We start from the raw sequence: 18,997 nt of genomic DNA on the forward strand, positions 1-18,997 counted from the left end.
TGTGACGTCAGTGAGCTGACGGTACGTCAGAGTCGGTCGGGGGAGAGTCGAGCTGCGCCGCGAACGGCATCGAGGACTGCGCGCCGAGCCCGGTGACGGCCAACGAGGCTGCCCGGACGGCGCGTTCGGCGGCGGCGAGCAGATCGGCGCCGCGGGCGAGGGAGTCGGCGAGCGCCCCGCAGAAGGTGTCGCCGGCGCCGACCGTGTCGACCGCGTCCACCTCGGGGGCGGGCAGGTGGACGGCGGGCCGGCCGGCCTGCTTGACCAGTGCCCCGTCCACGCCGAGCGTCACCACCACGGCCCCGCAAGGCAGTTGGGCATTCTCCAGCAGCTCGCGGGCGCCGTCGGGGCCGGTCGGACGCTCGACGCCCAGCAGGGTGGCGAGCTCGCCCAGGTTGGGGACCAGGACGTCCACCGCCGCCAGCACCTCCCGTTCGACCGGCCGGGCCGGGGCCGGGTTGAGGACGACCGTGCCGCCCTGCTGCCGGGCCCGCAGTGCTGCGGCGGCGACCACCTCGGATGCGATCTCGTGCTGCAGCAGCAGCACATCGCTCGCGGAGCCCGCGAGCCGCTCCGGCAGGTCGGCGACCGTGAGCGCCGCGTTCGCGCCCGGGTTGACCACGATGGTGTTCTCGCCCGCCCGGTCGACCACCACCGAGGCGATCCCGGTGCTGGCGTCCTTGGCCGGGAGCACCGCCGCGACGTCCACACCCTCGGCGGCCAGCGCCCGCAGAATCGGTTCCGCGTCCGCCCCGACCCGGGCCACCAGCCGCACCCGCGAACCGAGCCGGGCGGCCGCCACGGCCTGGTTGGCACCCTTGCCGCCGACACCCTCCACGAAGCCCTCCGCGAGCACGGTCTCGCCGGGTCGCGGCAGGTCCTGAACGGTCAGCACAAGATCGCGGTTGACCGAACCGACGACGGTGATGGACGGCATCTGTGCTCCTTGGGAGCTCCTCGGGAGATCGATTTCCCACACTCTGGCCCAGGCCCCGCCGACCGTCAAGTACCCTCGTGCTGCGCATTCCGCCAGCTCGGACATACCGGTCCGCCGCCGCCCGATCCGAGACCGCGCCGACATCGTTTCGACACCGAACCCGCGTCGGCGCCGCACCACGACCCCACCCGACACCGCACCAGCACCGGCCCCGACACCGCACCACGACCCCACCCGACACCGCACCAGCACCGTTCCCGACACCGTTTCCGACCGGGGAGGACCCCCACGTGACAGCGCCCCGACTCCTCGACGTGGCCGCAGCCGCCGGCGTCTCCCGCGCGACCGCGTCACGCGTCCTGGCCGGCACCCCGCGCAACGTCGACCCCGCACTCGCCCGCCGCGTCGAGGACGCCGCCCGCGAACTCGGCTACCGCACCAACCACTCCGCGAGGGCGCTGCGCACCGGCACCACCGGCACCGTCGGCGTGGTCGTCCCCTCCCTCGCCAACCCCTACTTCGTCCAACTCGCCGACGCCATCGCCCAGCAGGTCCGCGCCGCGGGCGGGCAGTTGGTCGTCTCCGACGCCGCGAACTCGGCGCAGATCGAGGCCGAGCAGATCGAGACCCTGCTCGGCGGACGGGTGGACGGGCTGGTCGTCGTCCCCGTCTCGGCCGCCGCCTCCGGCCCCGCCGTACGGGCCGCCGCCGAGCGGGCGCCGGTGGTCCTGTTCGACCGCTGGGCGGGCGGCTCCGGCACGGTCGCGGTCACCCTCGACAATGCCGCCGCGATGCTACTGCTCCTCGACCACCTCGACGCCCTCGGCCGCCACCGGATCGCCCTGGTCGCCGCCGATCAGGCGTCCTCCTCCGGCGCCGAACGCCTCGCCGCCTTCACCGCCGCCCGCGGCGAGGACGCCACCACCGTCCTGCTCCCCAGCTTCACCACCGACGCCGGCCGCACCGCCGGGCGGCGGATCGCCGAGCAGCGCGACGGCATCGACGCCGTCGTCTGCGGCGCGGACGTCCTCGCCGTGGGCCTGGTCAGCACGCTGCAGCGTTCGGCGGTGTCGGTGCCCGGGGAGATCGCCGTCACCGGCTTCGACGACACCGAGATACTCGAACTGCTCGACCCGCCGATCACCTCCATCCGCCACCCGCTCGCCGCGATGGCCGAACGCGCCCTGACGCTTCTTCAGGCCCCCGCCAGGGAACGGACCGAGACCGTGGAGCGCTTCGCCCCGCAGCTGGTCGTCCGGGCCTCCACCGACGCGAACGCCTGACGGCGCGTCGGGCGGGCGCCTGCCCGGCTGAACGGTGGCCGCCTCCCCGGCGGGGCCGAACACCGGTGGACCTCGATGCGGCCGCCACCATGGTGCTCGCCTGCCCGCGCGCCGGTCACCGTCCTCGGCGCGGCGCGGCGGCATGCCGAGGCGCCCGGCTCAGCTCAGCGGCCCGGGGTGGCTGAAGCGGCTGGCCCTGCGGTGGATGCGGTGGGCCTGCTGCCGGTGGCGGGGTGCGCGCGGCAGCTCCACGGCGGCGGGGCGGGTGAAGAACCACCGCTTGACGCCCTCGATCAGGACGAGGTAGACGACGACCATCGTCACCAGGGCGAGGAAGAAGGCGGGCGGCAGAGCCGTGAATCCCAGCGTCGCGGCCACGGGTGAGAACGGGAGCGCGACGCCCAGGGCCACCACACCGAGCGACGCGGCCAGCAGCGGGATGCTCGGGCGGCTGCGCAGGAACGGGATCCGGTGGGTGCGGATGGCGAAGATCACCAGGGTCTGGGTGGCGAGGGATTCCACGAACCAGCCGGAGCGGAACAGCTCGGGCCCGGCGTGGAAGACGCCGAGCATCACCCAGAAGGTGAGGAAGTCGAAGAGCGAGCTGACCGGGCCGAAGCACAGCATGAAGCGGCGGATGAAGGCGATGTCCCAGTGCGAGGGGGCGCGCAGCTGCTCCTCGTCGACCCGGTCGGTGGGGATGGTGAGCTGGCCGGTGTCGTAGAGGAGGTTGTTGAGCAGGATCTGCGAGGGCAGCATCGGCAGGAACGGCAGCACCAGGGAGGCGCCGGCGGCGCTGAACATGTTGCCGAAGTTGCTGGAGGTGCCCATCAGCACGTACTTGATCGTGTTGGCGAAGATCCGCCGGCCCTCGGCGACGCCCTCGGCGAGCACACCCAGGTCCTTCTCCAGCAGGACGGCGTCGGCGGCGTCCTTGGCCACGTCGGTGGCGCTGTCCACGGAGACGCCGATGTCGGCGGCGTGCAGGGCCAGTGCGTCGTTGACGCCGTCGCCGAGGAAGCCCACGGCCCGGCCGCTGCCGCGCAGGGCGCGCACGACGCGGGCCTTGTCGTCGGGGGAGACCCGGGCGAAGACGGTGGCCTTGGCGGCGGCGTCGGCCAGTTGCTCGTCGCTCAGGGCGGAGATCTCCCGGCCGGTGAGGGTGGTTCCGGCGGGCAGTCCGAGGTCGGCGCACACCTTCTCGGCCACCACCGGATTGTCGCCGGTGCAGATCTTGACGGTGATGCCGAGGTCGGCGAGCCGGCGCAGGGACTCGGCGGCGCCCTGCTTGGGCGGGTCGCGGAAGACCAGGAACCCGGCCAGGTGCAGCCCGGTCTCGTCCCGCGTCGCGATCGCGTCGAGGCCGTCGGCGTCCTTGGCGGCCACCGCGACGACCCGGTGGCCGGCGGCGAAGAGGCCGGTCAGTACGGGGGCGGCCTCGGCGGGGACGGCGGCGCAGCGGGCGAGCACGGCTTCCGGCGCGCCCTTGGTGACGAGTACCCGGGTACCGTCCGGCCGCTGGAGGAGGGCGGAGGAGAGCTGACGCTCGTGGTCGAAGGGAAGGCCGGCCAGCCGTCGGTGTCCGGCCGTCAACGCGGCGGCTCCGGGGGCCTGCCAGAGTGCGGTGTCCAGGGGGTTGTCGCCCAGGTGCTCGCCGTCCAGGTCTCCTTCGGTGGCGAGCAGGCCGAGCAGCAGCACGTCCTCCCCGGCGGCGCCGGCGGGGTCGAGGGCGCTCTCGAAGGTGATCCGGCCCTCGGTGAGGGTGCCGGTCTTGTCGGTCACCAGGATGTCCATGTCGCCGAGGTCCTCGATGCACACCAGGCGCTTGACCAGGACCTTGCGGCGGGCGAGGCGGCGGGAGCCCGCTGCCAGGCTGGTGCTGACCACGGCGGGCAGCAGCTGCGGGGTGATCCCGACGGCGATGGCCAGCGAGAACAGCAGAGCGTCCAGCAGCGGCCGGTGCAGCACCGTGTTGATCACGAAGATGCCGGTGGTGAGGACGGCGGCGACCTGGAGCAGGAGGACCGAGAACCGGCGCAGGCCGACCTGGAACGCGGTCTCCGGCTGCCGCTCCCCGAGGCCGAGCGCGATCCGGCCGAACTCGGCGCGCCCGCCGGTGGCGACCACCACCCCGGTGCCGCTGCCCGCGTGCACCACCGTGCCCATCAGCGCGCAGCACGACAGTTCCGCCAGCTCCGGTTCGCCGTCCACCGCCGCCAGGTCCTTGTCCACCGGGGCGGATTCGCCGGTGAGGATGCTCTCGTCGCACTGGAGGCCGGTGCGTTCCAGCACCCGCACGTCGGCGGGCACGATCTGGCCGAGGGCCAGCCGCACCACGTCGCCGGGGACCAGGCCGGTGACATCCACCTCCTGCTCGTGGCCGTCGCGCAGCACCACGGCGGTGCGCCGCACCTGCGAGTGCAGGGCCTGCGCGGCCCGTTCGGCCCGGTACTCGTTGGCGAACCCGAGGGCGACGCTCAGCAGCAGGATCACGCCGATGATCACCGCGTCGGTGCGCTCGCCGAAGAAGAACGACACCACCGCGGCGGCCAGCAGCAGGAGCAGCAGGGCGCTGCGCAGCTGGCGGCCGAGCACCGCCAGGGCCCGCACCTGGTGGGTGCGGACCGCGTTGGGGCCGCCGGCCGCGAGCCGCCGCCCGGCTTCCGCGCCGGACAGCCCGGCGCGGGTGCTGCCCAGGCGGGCGAGCACCTGCGCGGCGTCCTGCGTGGCGGCCTGGCGGGCGGGCATCCCGGCGGCGGTGTCCTGCTGCCCGGCAGCCGGATGCACCGGGCCCGGCAGGGTGAGGGTCCGGTGCATCGGCTGGAACTCCTGTCCGTTGGGGGTTCGGGTCACCGACCGGTGGCGGGCACGTCGGTGTGCTCGGCGCGGGCGGTGTCGCGGGCGGTGTCCTGCTGTTCAGTGTCCCGGACGACGACGACCGGGCAGGTGGCGTGCTGGACGCAGTGCTGGCCGACCGAGCCGAGCAGCGCCCCGGTGAAGCCACCGTGGCCCCGGCTGCCGATGACCAGGAGTTCGGCACCCTTGGCGGCGTCCAGCAGGACGCGGGCCGCGTTGCCGCGCTCCACCCGGCGGCTTATCCCGACCGGGTGGGCCGGGTCCTTCTCCTCCTCGGCGACCTGGGCGAGCGTCTGCTCGGCGGCCGCGGTGAAGTCCGCGTCGGTCAGCGTCATTCCCCAGCCGTAGATGGCCGGGAACTCCCAGGAGATCACCGCTTCCACGGTGGCACCCGTCAGGGCCGCCTGGCGTACTGCCCAGCGCAGGGCGGCCCGGGACGCCTCCGAGCCGTCCACCCCCACCACGATGCGCCGCTGTGCCGTGCTGCCGGTCCCGTTCATGCTGGTGTCCTTCCGATCGCTGGGTTGTCGGGTTGTGCGGTTGCGCGGTGCGGTTCAGTCGCGCAGGTCGAAGACGAGGCGGGCGGCGACCTTGCCGTCCAGGACCTCGGTGATGCAGGCGTTGACGTCCTCCAGGCGACGGCTCTCGCGGATCACCCGGGTGCGGCCGAGGGCGTGCAGGGCGAACACCTCGGCGAGGTCCTGGCGGGTGCCGACGATGGATCCGACCACCTTGGTGCCGTTCAGCACCGTCTCGAAGACCGGCAGGGTCAGCTCGCCCTCGGCGGGCAGCGCGACCAGGACGAGGGTGCCGCCGCGCCGCAGCGCGCCGTACGCGGCGCGGAAGGAGTCGTTGCTGACGGCGAGGGCGATCGCCGCGTCCGCCCCGCCGAGCCGCTGCACCTCGGCGGCGACGTCCTGGACCCGGGCGTCGATCACGTGGTCGGCGCCGAGCTCGCGGGCGAGGGCCAGCTTGTCGTCGGTGACATCGACCGCGATGGTCTCGGCCCCGAAGATCCGGGCGTACTGCAGCGCCAGGTGGCCGAGGCCGCCGATGCCGGAGACCAGGACGCGGGTGCCGGGCCGGGCGCCGGAGACCTTGAGCGCCTTGTAGGTGGTGACGCCGGCGCAGGTGAGCGGAGCGGCGTCCAGCGGATCGACCCCGTCGGGGACGGGGACGACGTAGTCGCCGTGGGCGACGGCGTACTCGGCGTAGCCGCCGTCCACCGAGTACCCGCTGTTCTGCTGGCTGGTGCAGAGGGTCTCCCAGCCGTCCACGCAGTGGTCGCAGCGGCCGCAGGCCTCGGCGAGCCAGGGGATGGCGACCCGCTCGCCGACCCGGACGTGCCGCACGTTCTCGCCGGTCGCCTCGACGATGCCGACTCCCTCGTGCCCGGGGACGAACGGCGGGTTCGGCTTGACCGGCCAGTCGCCGCGGGCGGCGTGGATGTCGGTGTGGCACAGCCCGCAGGCCTCCAGCCGGACCAGCACCTGGTGCGGTGCCGGGGCCGGCACCGGCCGGTCCTCGATGACGAGCGGTGCGGTGAAGTCGCGGACGACGGCGGCCTTCATGGTGTTCCTGCCCTTCGTACGGAACGGCGGCGGTTTCCGGTCCGCGCCGGTTCTGCTATGTCTCCATCCCACCGCCCGGGCCCGCCGTTCACAGGGGTCGAGCGGTGCACTCGCGGCGGGCTGAAGGTCCCCGGCCGCCGAGGCCGCTGGTCACCGGGGCTGCGCCGGGTCGTGCGGGACGATGGCCACCGGGCCGTGGGCGTGGTGGACGACCGCGTGTGCCAGGTGTCCCAGGTGCGGCGCGGCCAGCGGATGCGCGGGGGCGCGCCGGCCCAGGACCACCAGGGAGGCGTTGCGCGAGGCCTCCAGCAGGGCCCGGGACGCGTCCCAGCCGGTCACCTCCGCCACCGTGCGCACCCCGGGGAACTTCTCCTGCCACGGGGCCAGCGCGTCCTGCAGGCGGACCGTCTTCGCCTCCACCAGCGACCGCCGGATCTCCGCCGGTTCGATCGGGGCGTCGGTCCGCAGCGGCCCGCGCGGCTCCGCCCCGCCCTCCAAGGCCCGCAGCACGGCCCCGCGCCGGGCGGCCTCCTCGAAGGCGAACCCGAGGACGGCGCCGGACGGCCGCTCCCCCCGCACGCCGACCACGACCTCGCCGGGGCCGTCCGGGTCCGCGGCGCCTGTCGGCACCAGGACGACCGGGCACCGTGCCTCCGCGGCCGTGCGCAGCGCGACGGAACCGAGGAGCCGCCCGGCGACCTGGCCCGATCCCCGGGAACCGAGCACCAGCAGCCACTGCTTCTCACCGGCGGCGGCCAGCACGGACCACGGCTCGCCGGGGATCTCCTCGCAGGAGACCTCCAGCCCCGGCAGGGCGTGCACGAGTTCGGCCCGGAGCGCCGTCACGGACTCCGGCAGCCGGTGACCGGCCGGTTCGCGGTGCCCGAAGGCGCTGCCCGACGGCGCCGCCACGTACACCAGCCGGAGGGCGACGCCGCGCCGGAGCGCGTCGGCCGCCGCCCAGCGGGCCGCTGCGGCGCTCTCGGCAGAGCCGTCGACACCGGCCACGACGGAATCGCACATGGTGAACCTCCAGGGGGTGCGGATGGTCCGGGCGGCGGTCCGCCCGGCCTCGTGCTCCCGTCAGCGTCGCCGCGGCCCCGGCCGCCCGGACAGGGGTCGGAAGCCCCCGGCAGGTCCCGAAGGTCCCACGGGCCGTCGCCCGTCCCGGGCGGCCCCGCCGGACGGCCCGCACCGGCGCCCCGACCGGGCGGGACCATGGACCCGGCCCCGGGGCCGGGCAGGCCCTGGACTCGGAGGGGGCGCCTCGGCCAGGATGATCACGGACCCCCGGCGACCACGCCCGGGGCCGCCCCGAGCAACGGAGAGCAGGGACACCGCCATGGGCACGTTCGTTCTGGCCGGCACCGACGGTTCGGCCGAGAGCACCGCCGCAGCGCACTGGGCGGCCGACGAGGCGCTGCGCCGCGGCCTCGCCCTGCGCCTCGTCCACGCCTGGACCTGGGAGGACGACCTGCACGCCGATCCCAGCCAGCCGGCGTCCGTGCGCACCCTGGCGGAGCGCATGCTGGCCGACACCGCGCAGCAGGTGCGCGAGGCCCATCCGGGGCTGGAGCTGCACACCGGCCTGCTGACCGGCGGCGAGCCCGCCGCCGACCTGGTCGCCGCCGCCGCCGAGGCGGAGCTGCTCGCCGTCGGTTCGCTGGGCCTGGGCCGCTTCGAGGGCCTGCTGGTGGGGTCGATAGGCCTCGACGTCGCGGCGCGCTGCGAGGTGCCGGTCGTGCTGGTGCGGGCCGCGCAGCCGCAGCCGGGCGAGGCCCCCGGCGAGGTGGTCGTCGGGATCGACACCCACGCCCCGGCGGACGCCGTCGTCGAATTCGCCTTCCGCGCGGCCGAGGCCCGCGGCGCGGTGCTGCGCGCCGTCCACGGCTGGACTCCGCCCCCGGTCTGGGGCTACGCGGGCGGGGTGGCGCCGGAGACCGAGACCGAACAGTTCCGCGTCCTCGAGGCGGAACTGCTCACCCAGGCGCTCAGCGGGTGGCGGGCCAAGTACCCGCAGGTCACGGTGGTCGAGGACAGTCGGATCGGCAGCGGTGCCGGGGCAGTGGTGGACGCCTCCGCCGGCGCCGCCCTGGTGGTGGTCGGCCGCCGCCGCCACCGCCTGGGCCGGGTCGCCCACGCGGTCAGCCACCACGCCAAGTCGCCGGTCGCCATCGTCCCGCACGACTGACCCGACGCACCTGCCCGGCGCGTGGCCGGACAGCAGAACGCCCCGCTCGGCGCTTGCCCGAGCGGGGCGTTGCCGCTGTCGGGTCGCCCGCCGGGCCGGGCCTGGTTGACGGTGGCCCCATCGGCGCAGGTGCCTGACGTATCGTCAACTGGCTCTCCCCTGGCCCTGGTTGCATCACACCACCGAGGGCCGACGCGGGTCCGTCGGGTCGATCGCCTGCTCGTCGAAGAGCTGCTCCAGCGCCTCGTGCCCGTGCGTGCGACGGAACGCGATCTCGCTGGCCCCGCCGTGACGATCCGCAGTCCAGGGACGGCCTCCGGGCGGTGCGGGTGCACGTGCTGGGCGGCGGCGGAACGGACCTCGTGGCCCGCGAAGAAGGCCCGGACGTGCGACTCCACGGCCTCGGCCGGCTGCTGATCACGCGGTACTTCGAACATGCCCGCGATGGTCGCATGCCCGCGCCGGGCGCCACCCGCTCCCGTGCTCGGAGGCTTGAGTACCCGTACTCAGGCAGGGCCCGCCGGCGCCCGACGATACTTCGGGTACGTCGGGACTTCAGGGCCCGACCGCGACGGAGGGGAACATCATGAAGCGTGCGCGATTCGCGTGGGTGGCCGCGGTGGCGGCCGTTGTGGTGGCGGCGGGACCGGTGGCCGCCGGCGCGGTTCAGAGCGGGGACACCGACCGCGGGACGCCCGGAACGGGGGAGATCCTGCCGCACCCCGGCCCGGACGGGCTGATCTGGATCCCGGACTGGATCGGCAACGGCGGAGCCGTCACCGGCGGCGCCTTCCAGGGCGGCCCGCCCGTCACCGTCACGGTCGGCTGCCAGGGCGGCAACGGCAGTGCCGGTGAGGCGCGAGTCACCTACACGCCGTACTACGGCGACACCACCCCGGTCGAGTTCACCGTCTCCTGCCCGGCGGACACCGTCGGCCGGGGCTCGACCGTGGTGACGGCCGAACAGGGCCGGTCCTTCTCCGTCCAGGTGGAGACCTCGTCCCCCGACGTGCACTGGGGCCTGACGGTCACCCAGCCGGACGCCTGACCGGCGCCGGGCCGCACCGAACTGCTGCACCGGGGCGGCCCGGACCGGCCAACTGCCTTACGACATGGCCTGGTTGTCGTCGAGCTCCTGGTACTCCCAGGTTCCGCCGCCATCGGTGTACACCAGGTGTTCCTCCAACTCGCCCTCCAGCGGCACCTCGTCCGTCTCCGCCAGGAACACCGTGACGTCATCGGTCGGTTCGGGCACGGGGGCCGCCGGGCGCACCGACAGCAGGGCCAGTTCGCCGTTCGTGCGGGCGACCAGCAGGTCGCCGCTCGCGGTGGCGGCCAGCGCGGACACCGGGGCATCGGCCGGGAACGCGTGCTCGGTGGTTTCCTGCGCCTCGACGTCGAGTTCGAGCAGCGAGCCGGTGGGAGTGCCGATCCACAGCACGCCGGGCCGGGCGTCCCAGGCGAGGTTGTCGGGCGGCCACGGCTCCGACCGGTCCTCGGAGAGCGTCCTCGTCAGGACCCTTCGCAGGGAGGGGAACGCGAAGACGTCGACCGATTCGAAGTAGTCGTTGCCGCGGATCGCGAGGTGTCGCCCGTCGGCGCTGAACAGCGGGGTGCCGTAGCCGTCGGCGGTGAAGACCAGCGCATGCCGCAGCTGCCGCATCGCCTGGGCGTCCCCGTCGCCGGGCCGGGCGAACAGGCAGAAGGTGGCGGCCTGGTCGCTGACCAGGGTGGCGACCAGCTCCCCGGACGGGTGGACACCGACGCCGGTGTCCCAGTACGGGCCCGGAGTGGCGGCACCGGTGGCGAGATCGAGAACGTGCGAGCTGTCGCCGGACGGCTTCGCCCACAGCGCGCGGCCGTCCGGGCTGAACGCCAGGTGGTGGTAGACGGCCGGGGCCTGCTCGGCTGCCGCCGGACCGTCGGGCGTCCAGCGCGTCAGGGTGTTGCCGTCGGCGACGACGAGCAGGGGCTGTTCGGGATGCCACGCCACCGGGGGCGGGCCGTCGGGCCGCCACCAGTCGGCCGGATCCGGCTCGGGCGCCAACCCGAGGTCCACGGGAGCGAGTTCGCGCACCTGCCCGCCACCGCAGTCCCAGATCCGGACCAGGCGGCAGCCCGTTGCCGCGCCGGCCACCAGCGGAAGCCGGGGGTGGCGGGTGAGCCGCTCGGCGGGGAGCCGGTCGTCGGCCGACAGGCGGGCCAGCAGGGCGAGTTGGGTCATGGCGGCACCGTAGCGGCGGGGTGTGACGTCAGCGCCGGATCCGGACCGGACTGCGCGAGGTCCTGGCCGTGGTGGATTCCACCTGGCTCAGCAGCACGTCGATGGACCTGCGCAGGTCGGCGAGGGAGATGGACAGCGGCTCACCCGTCATGGCGCCATCCTGGCGGACCGGCGTCAGTGCGGGGCGAGCACGCAGAACTCGTGGCCGTCCGGGTCGGTGAGGACCGTCCACGGCACCTCGCCCTGGCCGAGGTCGAGGGGCGTCGCGCCGAGCGCCCGGACGCGGGCGACCTCCGTGGACTGGTCGTCGCCGGGGTGGGGCAGCAGGTCGAGGTGGAGGCGGTCGGGGGCGGTGCGGCCGTCGGAGGAGCGGAGGAACTCCAGGTAGGGGCCGGTTCCGGTGGCGGCGCGCAGCGACGCGTGGTCGTCGGCGACCTCGTGCACCGTCCAGTCGATCGCTTCGCCCCAGAACCGGGCCATCTCCCGGGGGTTCGCGCAGTCGACCACGATCGCGGCGATCGGGCCGGTGTCCCGGTAGACCTCGCGGGGCTCCAGTACGCAGAACTCGTTGCCCTCGGGGTCCGCGAGGACCGTCCACGGCACCTCGCCCTGGCCGAGGTCGACCGGCGTCGCGCCGAGCGCCAGCAGGCGGGCGATCAGCTCCGCCTGGTGGGCCGGGGAGGCGGTGGCGAGGTCGAGGTGGGTGCGGTTCTTGACGGCGGACTTGCCCTCCGGGACGGGCACCAGGTCGAGGGCGACCGCGACCGGATCCGGCCAGACCGGCTCGCCGGGCGGCGCGACGTACGTGGTCACGCCGGGATGGTGGGCCGTCCAGCCGAGGGCCTGCGCCCAGAAACGGCCGAGCGCCACCGGGTCGACGGCCTTGACGATCAGATGGGCGGGTCGCAGTGCCATGCCGGCGATCCTATGCACCGCGACCCGCGCCGGGCTGATCGGACGTCACGTCGTGACTGCGACCCGGAGCCGCGTGCCCGGGCAGCCCCGGCGCGGTACCGGCGGACCCGGGCCGTCGGTCACGCCCGGTGACTGACGATCACCTTGCCGAAGGCGGCTCCTGACGCGTAGTGGCGAAAGGCCTCCGGGGCTTCGCCGAACGGGAAGACCCGGTCGATCACCGGGCGCGGCCGCCGCTGCTACGCATGGGCGGACACCGGGCCGTCGGCGGCCGGCGGGAGGGCATCGCCGGTCTTGCTGTAGCCGAGGGCCTCCACGATCAGGCCGTCCTCGACGCGCATGAGGTTCACGCCCCGCACGGAGTCGGCGGGCCCGTCGCCGAAGCGGTAGCGCCAGCGGATCGTCGCGCGGTCGCCCGCCACGGTGACGTCCTCGGGCCGGAACTGGGTGGTGCGGTCGGCCGCGAGCGCCCGCCAGAAGGCGAGGCAGGCCTCCCGGCCTTCGAGGCGTTCACCGTCCGGTGCCGGCTGGATCGCCTCCATGACGCAGTGCTCGCCCAGCAGGTCGTCGAGGGCGTCGGGGTCGTGGTGGACGAAGGCGTGGTTGAAGCGGTCGATGACATCGGTGGTCGTGCGAGCAGGCATGAGGATCCACTCCGTCGTAGATAGAACGGTCGGTCTACCAGGAATGTATAGAACGGTTGATCTACCGGTCAACCACTGGCAGGCTGGCACCCATGAGCACCCGGACGGAACCAGGACCGCGCGAGCGCCTGCTGGAGGCGGCACAGGAACTGACCTACCGCCACGGCGTCGGTGTGGGGGTGGACGCCCTGCTGAAGGGCGCGAATGCGGCCCGCCGCTCCCTGTACGAGCACTTCGGCGGGAAGGACGGCCTGATCGCCGAGGTCCTTCGCCGGAGCGCCGCCGAGGACGAGGCCGCGTACCGGCAGACCATGGCCGGCGCCGGCGACGATCCGCGCGAGCGCCTGCTTGCCGTCTTCGACAAGCTCGCCGACGTCGTCACCGGGCCGGACTTCCGAGGCTGCCGGTACCTCGCCGCCGACCTGGCCCTGGCCGACCCCGACCACCCGGGCCACGCCGTCACCCGCTCCTACCGGGCGCGCGTGAGCCGGCTCCTGGCGGCCGAACTAGTCCGGCTCGGCCATCCCCGCCCGGACCGCGCCGCCGATCAGCTGCTGCTCCTGATCGACGGAGCCCTGGCGGCCGCGGCCACCCGCCCGGACACCGACCCGGTCGCCTCCGCGCGGGAGCTGGCCGTCCAGATCCTCGAAGCCGGGACGGCCCGGCCCGCCCGGGGCTGACCGGACGTCAGGTGGCCCGAGCGCCCCGGAACCGGTTCATGCCGGCCTGGATCCGCAGCCAGGTCGGATCGCCGGGGCCGGTCTCGGTGACTTCCGCGAGCTCGTCGTCCGTCCAGCTGCGGGTGCCGTCGGTGACGGTCAGGTGCTCCTCCAGCTCGCCGTCCAGGGGTGCGTCTTCCGTTCCCGCGAGGAACGCCGCGACGTCGTCGTTCGGTTCGACGGCGGGCGCGACGGGCGCGGGCCGCACCGACAGCAGGACGAGTTCGCCGTCGTCGCGGGCGACCAGCAGGTCGCCGCCGGCGGTGGCGGCCAGGGCGGCGATCGGGGTGCCGTCGGGGGAGGCGTGCTCGGTGGCTTCCTGGGCCTCGACGTCGAGTTCGAGGAGCGAGCCGGTCGGCGTGCCGATCCACAGCACGCCGGGCCGGGCGCCCCAGGCGAGGTTGTCGCGCGGCCACTCCACGGAGCGGCCCTCGGCGAGCGTCGTCGACAGGACCTTCCGCAGCGAGGGGAAGGCGAAGACCTCCAGCATGTCCACGTACGCGTTGCCGCGGATCGCGAAGTGCCGTCCGTCGGAGCTGAACAACGGGGCGCCGTAGCCGTCGCAGTCCAGGATCAGCGCCTGTCGCAGCGTCCGCATCGTCGCCGCGGGAGCGTCGCCGGGGCGGGCGAACAGGCAGTAGGTGGCGCCCTGGTCGCTGGCCAGGGTGGCGGCCAGCTCGCCGGACGGGTGGACGGAGACGCCGGTGTCCCAGGGCCGGGCGGTGCCGGTGACCGCGCCGGTGGCGGGGTCGAGGACGTCCGAAGCCGCCCAGCCCTGGTCGGCGGAGGGCGTGGCCCACAGCGTGCCGCCGTCCGGGCTGAACGCCAGCGCGTCGTACGCCGTCCCGGCGGGGGTGCGCACCGGATCCGACGACCCGTCGGGGGTCCACCGCAGCAGGAACTCCCCGTCGGCCACGGCCAGCAGCGGCAGGTGCGGATGCCAGGCCACCGCCTGCGGCGCCGAGTCGCCCCAGGGCGCGGTGCCCGGCTCGACGTCGAGCGCGGCAAGCTCGCGCAGCCGCCCCTCGCCCCAGCCGAAGATGCGGACGGTACGGCAGTCGGTCGACGTGCCGACGGCCAGCGGCAGCCGCGGGTGGCAGCTCAGCTGCTCCACCGGGAAGTCGCTGTCGTCCAGTAGGCGGTCCAGTACGGCGAGTTCGGTCATGGCGGCAGGCTAGGACGGGTGTACGACAGCCGGTACGACAGTCGTCATCCTTGCATGATTTTGCTGGACTGCGTATATTCATGCTGGGCTTCAGGAGGGAATGCCATGGTATTGCGAGTTGCCGTCGCCGGAGCGAGCGGATACGCGGGCGGTGAGGTGCTGCGCCTGCTGCAGGGGCATCCGGAGGTGGAGATCGGGGCGCTGACCGGCGGCTCCAACGCGGGTCAGCGCTTCGGTGCGCTGCAGCCGCACCTGATCGGGCTGGCCGACCGGGTGCTGGAGCCGACGAACGCGCAGACGCTGGCGGGGCACGACATCGTGTTCCTCGGCCTGCCGCACGGCCAGTCCGCCGAGATCGCCGCCCAGCTCGGCGAGGACGTCCTCGTCGTGGACCTCGGCGCCGACCACCGGCTGAGGTCGGCGGCCGACTGGGAGCAGTTCTACGGCTCCCCGCACGCCGGCACCTGGCCCTACGGCCTGCCCGAACTGCCGGGCCACCGTGACGCGTTGAAGGGCAGCAGGCGGATCGCGGTGCCGGGCTGCTACCCGACGGCCGTGACGCTCGCGATGTTCCCGATGTTCGCCGCGGGCCTGGCCGAGCCGGAGGCGGTGATCACCGCCGCGTCCGGTACCTCCGGCGCCGGAAAGGCCGCCAAGGCGCACCTGCTGGGCAGCGAGGTGATGGGCTCGATGAGCCCGTACGGCGTCGGCGGCGGCCACCGGCACACCCCGGAGATGGCGCAGAACCTCACCCCGCTCGCGGGCGAGCCGGTCACCGTCTCCTTCACCCCGACGCTCGCGCCGATGCCGCGCGGCATCCTCGCCACCTGCTCCGCCAAGGCGAAGCCCGGCACCACGGCCGAGAAACTCAGAGCCGCGTACGAGCAGGCGTACGGCGACGAGCCGTTCGTCCACCTGCTGCCCGAGGGCCAGTGGCCGCACACCTCCTCGGTCTACGGCTCGAACGCGGCCGTGCTGCAGGTGGTGCTGGACGAGCACGCCGGGCGGATCATCGCGATCAGCGCGATCGACAACCTGGTGAAGGGCACCGCCGGTGGCGCGGTGCAGAGCATGAACATCGCCCTCGGACTGCCCGAGGAGCTCGGCCTCCCGCTGAACGGAGTCGCACCATGACGGACACCCAGAACATCGGCGTCACCGCGGCGAAGGGCTTCCGCGCGGCGGGCGTCACCGCCGGCATCAAGGCGTCCGGCACCCCGGATCTCGCGCTGGTCGTCAACGACGGCCCGCTGCACGCCGCCGCCGGCGTGTTCACCTCCAACCGGGTGCACGCCGCGCCGGTGAAGTGGTCGCGGCAGGTGCTGAAGGACGGCGAGCTGACCGCCGTCGTCCTCAACTCCGGTGGCGCGAACGCCTGCACCGGCCCGGAGGGCTTCCAGGACACCCACGCCACCGCCGAGAAGGTCGCCGCCGAACTCGGCGTCGGCGCGATCGAGGTCGCGGTCTGCTCCACCGGCCTGATCGGCGTCCGGCTGCCGATGGACAAGCTGCTGCCCGGCATCGAGCAGGCCGCAAAGGCGCTCGGCACCACCGGCGGCGAGGCCGCCGCGATCGCCATCAAGACCACCGACACCGTGCACAAGACCGCCCAGGTCACCAGCCCGGCCGGCTGGACGGTCGGTGGCATGGCCAAGGGCGCGGGCATGCTCGCCCCGGGCCTGGCCACCATGCTGGTCGTGGTCACCACCGACGCCGTGGTCGAGTCCGCGCAGCTGGACGCCGCGCTGCGCGACGCCACCCGCACCACCTTCGACCGGGTCGACTCCGACGGCTGCATGTCCACCAACGACACGGTGCTGCTGCTCGCCTCCGGCGCGTCCCAGGTCACCCCCGAGCAGGCCGAGTTCGCCGAGGCCGTGCGCACCGTCTGCGCCGACCTGGCCCGCCGGCTGATCGGCGACGCCGAGGGCGCGTCCAAGGACATCCGGATCGACATCGTGAACGCCGCCACCGAGGACGAGGCCGTCGACGTCGCCCGCACCATCTCCCGCAGCAACCTGCTCAAGTGCGCCATCCACGGCGAGGACCCGAACTGGGGCCGGGTGCTGTCCGCGATCGGCACCACCTCCGCCGCCTTCGACCCCGACCAGCTGGACGTCGCCATCAACGGCGTCTGGGTGTGCCGGAACGGCGGCGTCGGCGAGGACCGCGACCTGGTCTCCATGAAGGGCCGCGAGGTCGTCATCACCGCCGACCTGAAGGCCGGCCGGGCCAGTGCCAGCATCTGGACCAACGACCTGACCGCCGAGTACGTGCACGAGAACAGCGCCTACTCCAGCTGACCCGGGGGAATCGACACAAGCCATGCAGATCGCACCCAAGGGCGAACAGGCCCGCAGCAACGCCGCCCTGCCCAAGGCCCGCACCCTGATCGAGGCGCTGCCCTGGCTGGAGCGCTTCCACGGCAAGACCGTCGTCATCAAGTTCGGCGGCAACGCCATGGTGGACGAGGACCTGAAGGCCGCCTTCGCCCAGGACGTGGTCTTCCTCCGCTACGCCGGCCTGCACCCCGTCGTGGTGCACGGCGGCGGCCCGCAGATCAGCGCCCAGCTCGACCGGCTCGGCCTGGAGTCCTCGTTCACCGCCGGCCTGCGCGTCACCACCCCCGAGACCATGGACGTGGTCCGGATGGTGCTCGCCGGACAGGTCCAGCGTGAACTGGTCGGCCTGCTCAACGCCCACGGCCCGTTCGCCGTCGGCATGACCGGCGAGGACGCCCACACCATGACCGCCGTCAAGCGCTACGCCGTGGTCGAGGGCGAACAGGTCGACATCGGCCTGGTCGGCGACATCGTCAACATCGAGGCCGGCGCGGTCAAGGCACTGATCGCCGACGGCCGCATCCCGGTGATCTCCTCGATCGCCCGCGGCGCCGACGGCCACGTCTACAACATCAACGCCGACACCGCCGCCTCCGCCCTGGCGTCCGCGCTCGGCGCCGAGATGCTGGTCGTACTCACCGACGTCGAGGGCCTCTACAAGGACTGGCCGAACTCCGACGACGTGATCAGCCAGCTCAGCGCCTCCGAACTGGAGGAGATGCTGCCGACCCTGGCCAGCGGCATGCTCCCCAAGATGGAGGGCTGCCTGCGCGCCGTCCGCTCCGGCGTGGGCACCGCCCGCGTGCTGGACGGGCGGGTCCAGCACAGCCTGCTGCTGGAGATCTTCACCGACGAGGGCATCGGCACCATGGTCGTGCCCGACGACGAGACCACCGTTCTGGGGGGCCTGGCATGAGCAACGAACCGGTCAGCAGCAACGCGTCGATCACCGAGCGGTACCGGCACACCCTGATGCACAACTACGGCACCCCGCGCATCCCGCTGGTCCGCGGCGAGGGCGCCCTGCTGTGGGACGCCGACGGCAACGAGTACCTCGACCTGGTCGGCGGCATCGCCGTCAACGCGCTCGGCACCGCGCACCCGGCGATCGTCACCGCCGTCACCGAGCAGATCGCCACCCTCGGCCACGTCTCCAACCTGTTCATGGCCGAGCCGACCATCCAACTCGCCGAAAAGCTCGTCGAGTTGGCCGGCCGCCCGGCCCGGGTGTTCTTCTGCAACTCCGGCGCCGAGGCCAACGAGGCCGCCTTCAAGATCTCCCGGCTGACCGGCCGCACCCACCTGGTCTCCGTCCAGGGCGCCTTCCACGGCCGCACCATGGGCGCCCTCGCGCTCACCGCCCAGCCCGCCAAGCAGGAACCCTTCAAGCCACTGCCCGGCGAGGTCACGCACGTCCCGCTCGGCGACATCGAAGCCCTGCGCCAGGCCGTCACCACCGACACCGCCGCCGTCTTCATCGAGCCCATCCAGGGCGAGAACGGCGCCATCCCGATGCCCCCGGGCTACCTGTCGGCCGCCCGCGAGATCACCCGCGCCACCGGCACCCTGCTGGTCCTGGACGAGATCCAGACCGGCATCGGCCGCACCGGCCACTGGTACGCCCACCAGGCCGAGGACGGCGCCGACCCGGACATCGTCACCCTCGCCAAGGGCCTCGGTGGCGGCCTGCCGATCGGTGCCGTGCTCGCCTTCGGCGACACCGCCGAACTCCTCGCCCCCGGCCAGCACGGCACCACCTTCGGCGGCAACCCCGTGGTCGCCGCCGCCGGCCTCGCCGTGCTGCGCACCATCGAGGAGCAGGGCCTGCTGGAGCACGCCACCAAGCTCGGCGAGCGCCTGCGCCACGGCATCGAGGCGATCGGCGACCCCCTGGTCGCACAGGTGCGCGGCAAGGGCCTGCTGCTGGGTATCGTGCTCACGCAGCCCGTCGCCGCCCAGGTCCAGGCCGCCGCGCAGGACGCAGGTTTCCTGGTCAATGCGGCCGTCGCGGACGCCGTACGGCTGGTTCCGCCGCTGATCCTGACCGAGGAGCAGGCCGACCGGTTCCTCGCCGCACTGCCCGCGATCCTCCGAACGGTCCGCGAAACGGCCCCCGACGCGAACAGCTGAGCGTCTTTCAGGAGAATCTT

The 18,997-nt window shown here is 73.8% G+C and carries 19 protein-coding genes; 8 read left to right on the forward strand and 11 right to left on the reverse strand.

The features are described 5' to 3' along the window. Positions 1-7 precede the first annotated feature (7 nt). On the reverse strand, positions 8-937 hold the full coding sequence (locus ACZ6R9_RS25810; RefSeq protein ID WP_465540616.1) for a ribokinase: 930 nt from the start codon (positions 935-937) through the stop codon (positions 8-10). Between the two features lie 290 nt (positions 938-1,227). Here ACZ6R9_RS25810 and ACZ6R9_RS25815 point away from each other — a divergent pair, with 290 nt between their 5' ends. Further along, on the forward strand, positions 1,228-2,220 hold the full coding sequence (locus tag ACZ6R9_RS25815) for a LacI family DNA-binding transcriptional regulator (protein WP_465540618.1): 993 nt from the start codon (positions 1,228-1,230) through the stop codon (positions 2,218-2,220). A gap of 159 nt (positions 2,221-2,379) precedes the next feature. On the opposite strand, the gene mgtA is transcribed toward ACZ6R9_RS25815, so the two are convergent. From mgtA to ACZ6R9_RS25835, 4 genes are all read right to left on the reverse strand, one after another. Next, positions 2,380-5,037 (reverse strand): magnesium-translocating P-type ATPase, encoded by a 2,658-nt coding sequence (gene mgtA / locus ACZ6R9_RS25820; protein ID WP_465540620.1) that lies wholly within the window; start codon positions 5,035-5,037, stop codon positions 2,380-2,382. 32 nt (positions 5,038-5,069) lie between these two features. After that, the gene (locus tag ACZ6R9_RS25825; protein ID WP_465540622.1) at positions 5,070-5,576 is read right to left on the reverse strand and encodes a universal stress protein; all 507 of its coding nucleotides are present in this window, start codon (positions 5,574-5,576) and stop codon (positions 5,070-5,072) included. A gap of 54 nt (positions 5,577-5,630) precedes the next feature. Next, positions 5,631-6,647, reverse strand: a complete 1,017-nt coding sequence (gene adhP, locus ACZ6R9_RS25830; protein ID WP_380487237.1) for an alcohol dehydrogenase AdhP — start codon at positions 6,645-6,647, stop codon at positions 5,631-5,633. A 150-nt stretch (positions 6,648-6,797) separates the two neighbouring features. Beyond that, entirely contained in the window at positions 6,798-7,670 is an 873-nt protein-coding gene (locus ACZ6R9_RS25835) for a universal stress protein (RefSeq protein ID WP_465540624.1), read from the reverse strand. A gap of 319 nt (positions 7,671-7,989) precedes the next feature. On the opposite strand from ACZ6R9_RS25835, the gene ACZ6R9_RS25840 reads away from it, so the two are divergent. Together ACZ6R9_RS25840 and ACZ6R9_RS25845 are read left to right on the forward strand one after the other, a co-directional pair. Further along, positions 7,990-8,838, forward strand: coding sequence for a universal stress protein (locus ACZ6R9_RS25840; protein WP_380487240.1), 849 nt, complete (start codon positions 7,990-7,992; stop codon positions 8,836-8,838). A gap of 586 nt (positions 8,839-9,424) precedes the next feature. Beyond that, a complete protein-coding gene (locus ACZ6R9_RS25845; RefSeq protein WP_380487242.1) occupies positions 9,425-9,886 on the forward strand; it encodes a hypothetical protein in 462 nt (153 codons plus the stop codon). A 57-nt stretch (positions 9,887-9,943) separates the two neighbouring features. Here the strand turns inward: ACZ6R9_RS25845 and ACZ6R9_RS25850 are convergent, their stop codons facing one another. From ACZ6R9_RS25850 to ACZ6R9_RS25870, 5 genes are all read right to left on the reverse strand, one after another. Continuing rightward, a complete protein-coding gene (locus ACZ6R9_RS25850; RefSeq protein WP_465540626.1) occupies positions 9,944-11,062 on the reverse strand; it encodes a TolB family protein in 1,119 nt (372 codons plus the stop codon). Positions 11,063-11,090: 28 nt separating this feature from the next. Beyond that, on the reverse strand, positions 11,091-11,213 hold the full coding sequence (locus ACZ6R9_RS25855) for a hypothetical protein (protein WP_465540628.1): 123 nt from the start codon (positions 11,211-11,213) through the stop codon (positions 11,091-11,093). 23 nt (positions 11,214-11,236) lie between these two features. Next, complete coding sequence (locus ACZ6R9_RS25860; RefSeq protein WP_465540630.1) at positions 11,237-11,977, reverse strand: VOC family protein; 741 nt, start codon at positions 11,975-11,977, stop codon at positions 11,237-11,239. Between the two features lie 119 nt (positions 11,978-12,096). Beyond that, on the reverse strand, positions 12,097-12,198 hold the full coding sequence (locus ACZ6R9_RS25865; protein WP_465540632.1) for a zinc-binding dehydrogenase: 102 nt from the start codon (positions 12,196-12,198) through the stop codon (positions 12,097-12,099). Positions 12,199-12,216: 18 nt separating this feature from the next. Beyond that, the gene (locus ACZ6R9_RS25870; RefSeq protein WP_465540633.1) at positions 12,217-12,621 is read right to left on the reverse strand and encodes a nuclear transport factor 2 family protein; all 405 of its coding nucleotides are present in this window, start codon (positions 12,619-12,621) and stop codon (positions 12,217-12,219) included. A gap of 92 nt (positions 12,622-12,713) precedes the next feature. On the opposite strand from ACZ6R9_RS25870, the gene ACZ6R9_RS25875 reads away from it, so the two are divergent. Further along, positions 12,714-13,301, forward strand: a complete 588-nt coding sequence (locus tag ACZ6R9_RS25875) for a TetR/AcrR family transcriptional regulator (protein WP_465540635.1) — start codon at positions 12,714-12,716, stop codon at positions 13,299-13,301. A gap of 7 nt (positions 13,302-13,308) precedes the next feature. Here the strand turns inward: ACZ6R9_RS25875 and ACZ6R9_RS25880 are convergent, their stop codons facing one another. Continuing rightward, positions 13,309-14,505, reverse strand: coding sequence for a WD40 repeat domain-containing protein (locus ACZ6R9_RS25880; RefSeq protein ID WP_465540637.1), 1,197 nt, complete (start codon positions 14,503-14,505; stop codon positions 13,309-13,311). 105 nt (positions 14,506-14,610) lie between these two features. Between ACZ6R9_RS25880 and argC the strand changes: the two genes are divergently transcribed. The 4 genes from argC to ACZ6R9_RS25900 are packed head-to-tail and all read left to right on the forward strand — an operon-like array spanning position 14,611 to position 18,977. Further along, complete coding sequence (gene argC, locus ACZ6R9_RS25885; protein ID WP_380487256.1) at positions 14,611-15,639, forward strand: N-acetyl-gamma-glutamyl-phosphate reductase; 1,029 nt, start codon at positions 14,611-14,613, stop codon at positions 15,637-15,639. Positions 15,640-15,653: 14 nt separating this feature from the next. Further along, positions 15,654-16,808, forward strand: coding sequence for a bifunctional glutamate N-acetyltransferase/amino-acid acetyltransferase ArgJ (gene argJ / locus ACZ6R9_RS25890; RefSeq protein ID WP_465540746.1), 1,155 nt, complete (start codon positions 15,654-15,656; stop codon positions 16,806-16,808). Between the two features lie 22 nt (positions 16,809-16,830). Then, entirely contained in the window at positions 16,831-17,763 is a 933-nt protein-coding gene (gene argB, locus ACZ6R9_RS25895) for an acetylglutamate kinase (RefSeq protein WP_380487258.1), read from the forward strand. Further along, positions 17,760-18,977, forward strand: coding sequence for an acetylornithine transaminase (locus ACZ6R9_RS25900; protein ID WP_380487260.1), 1,218 nt, complete (start codon positions 17,760-17,762; stop codon positions 18,975-18,977). Before argB ends, ACZ6R9_RS25900 begins: the two co-directional genes overlap by 4 nt. Positions 18,978-18,997: the final 20 nt, after the last annotated feature.

The organism is Kitasatospora sp. NPDC048662 (assembly GCF_055587065.1).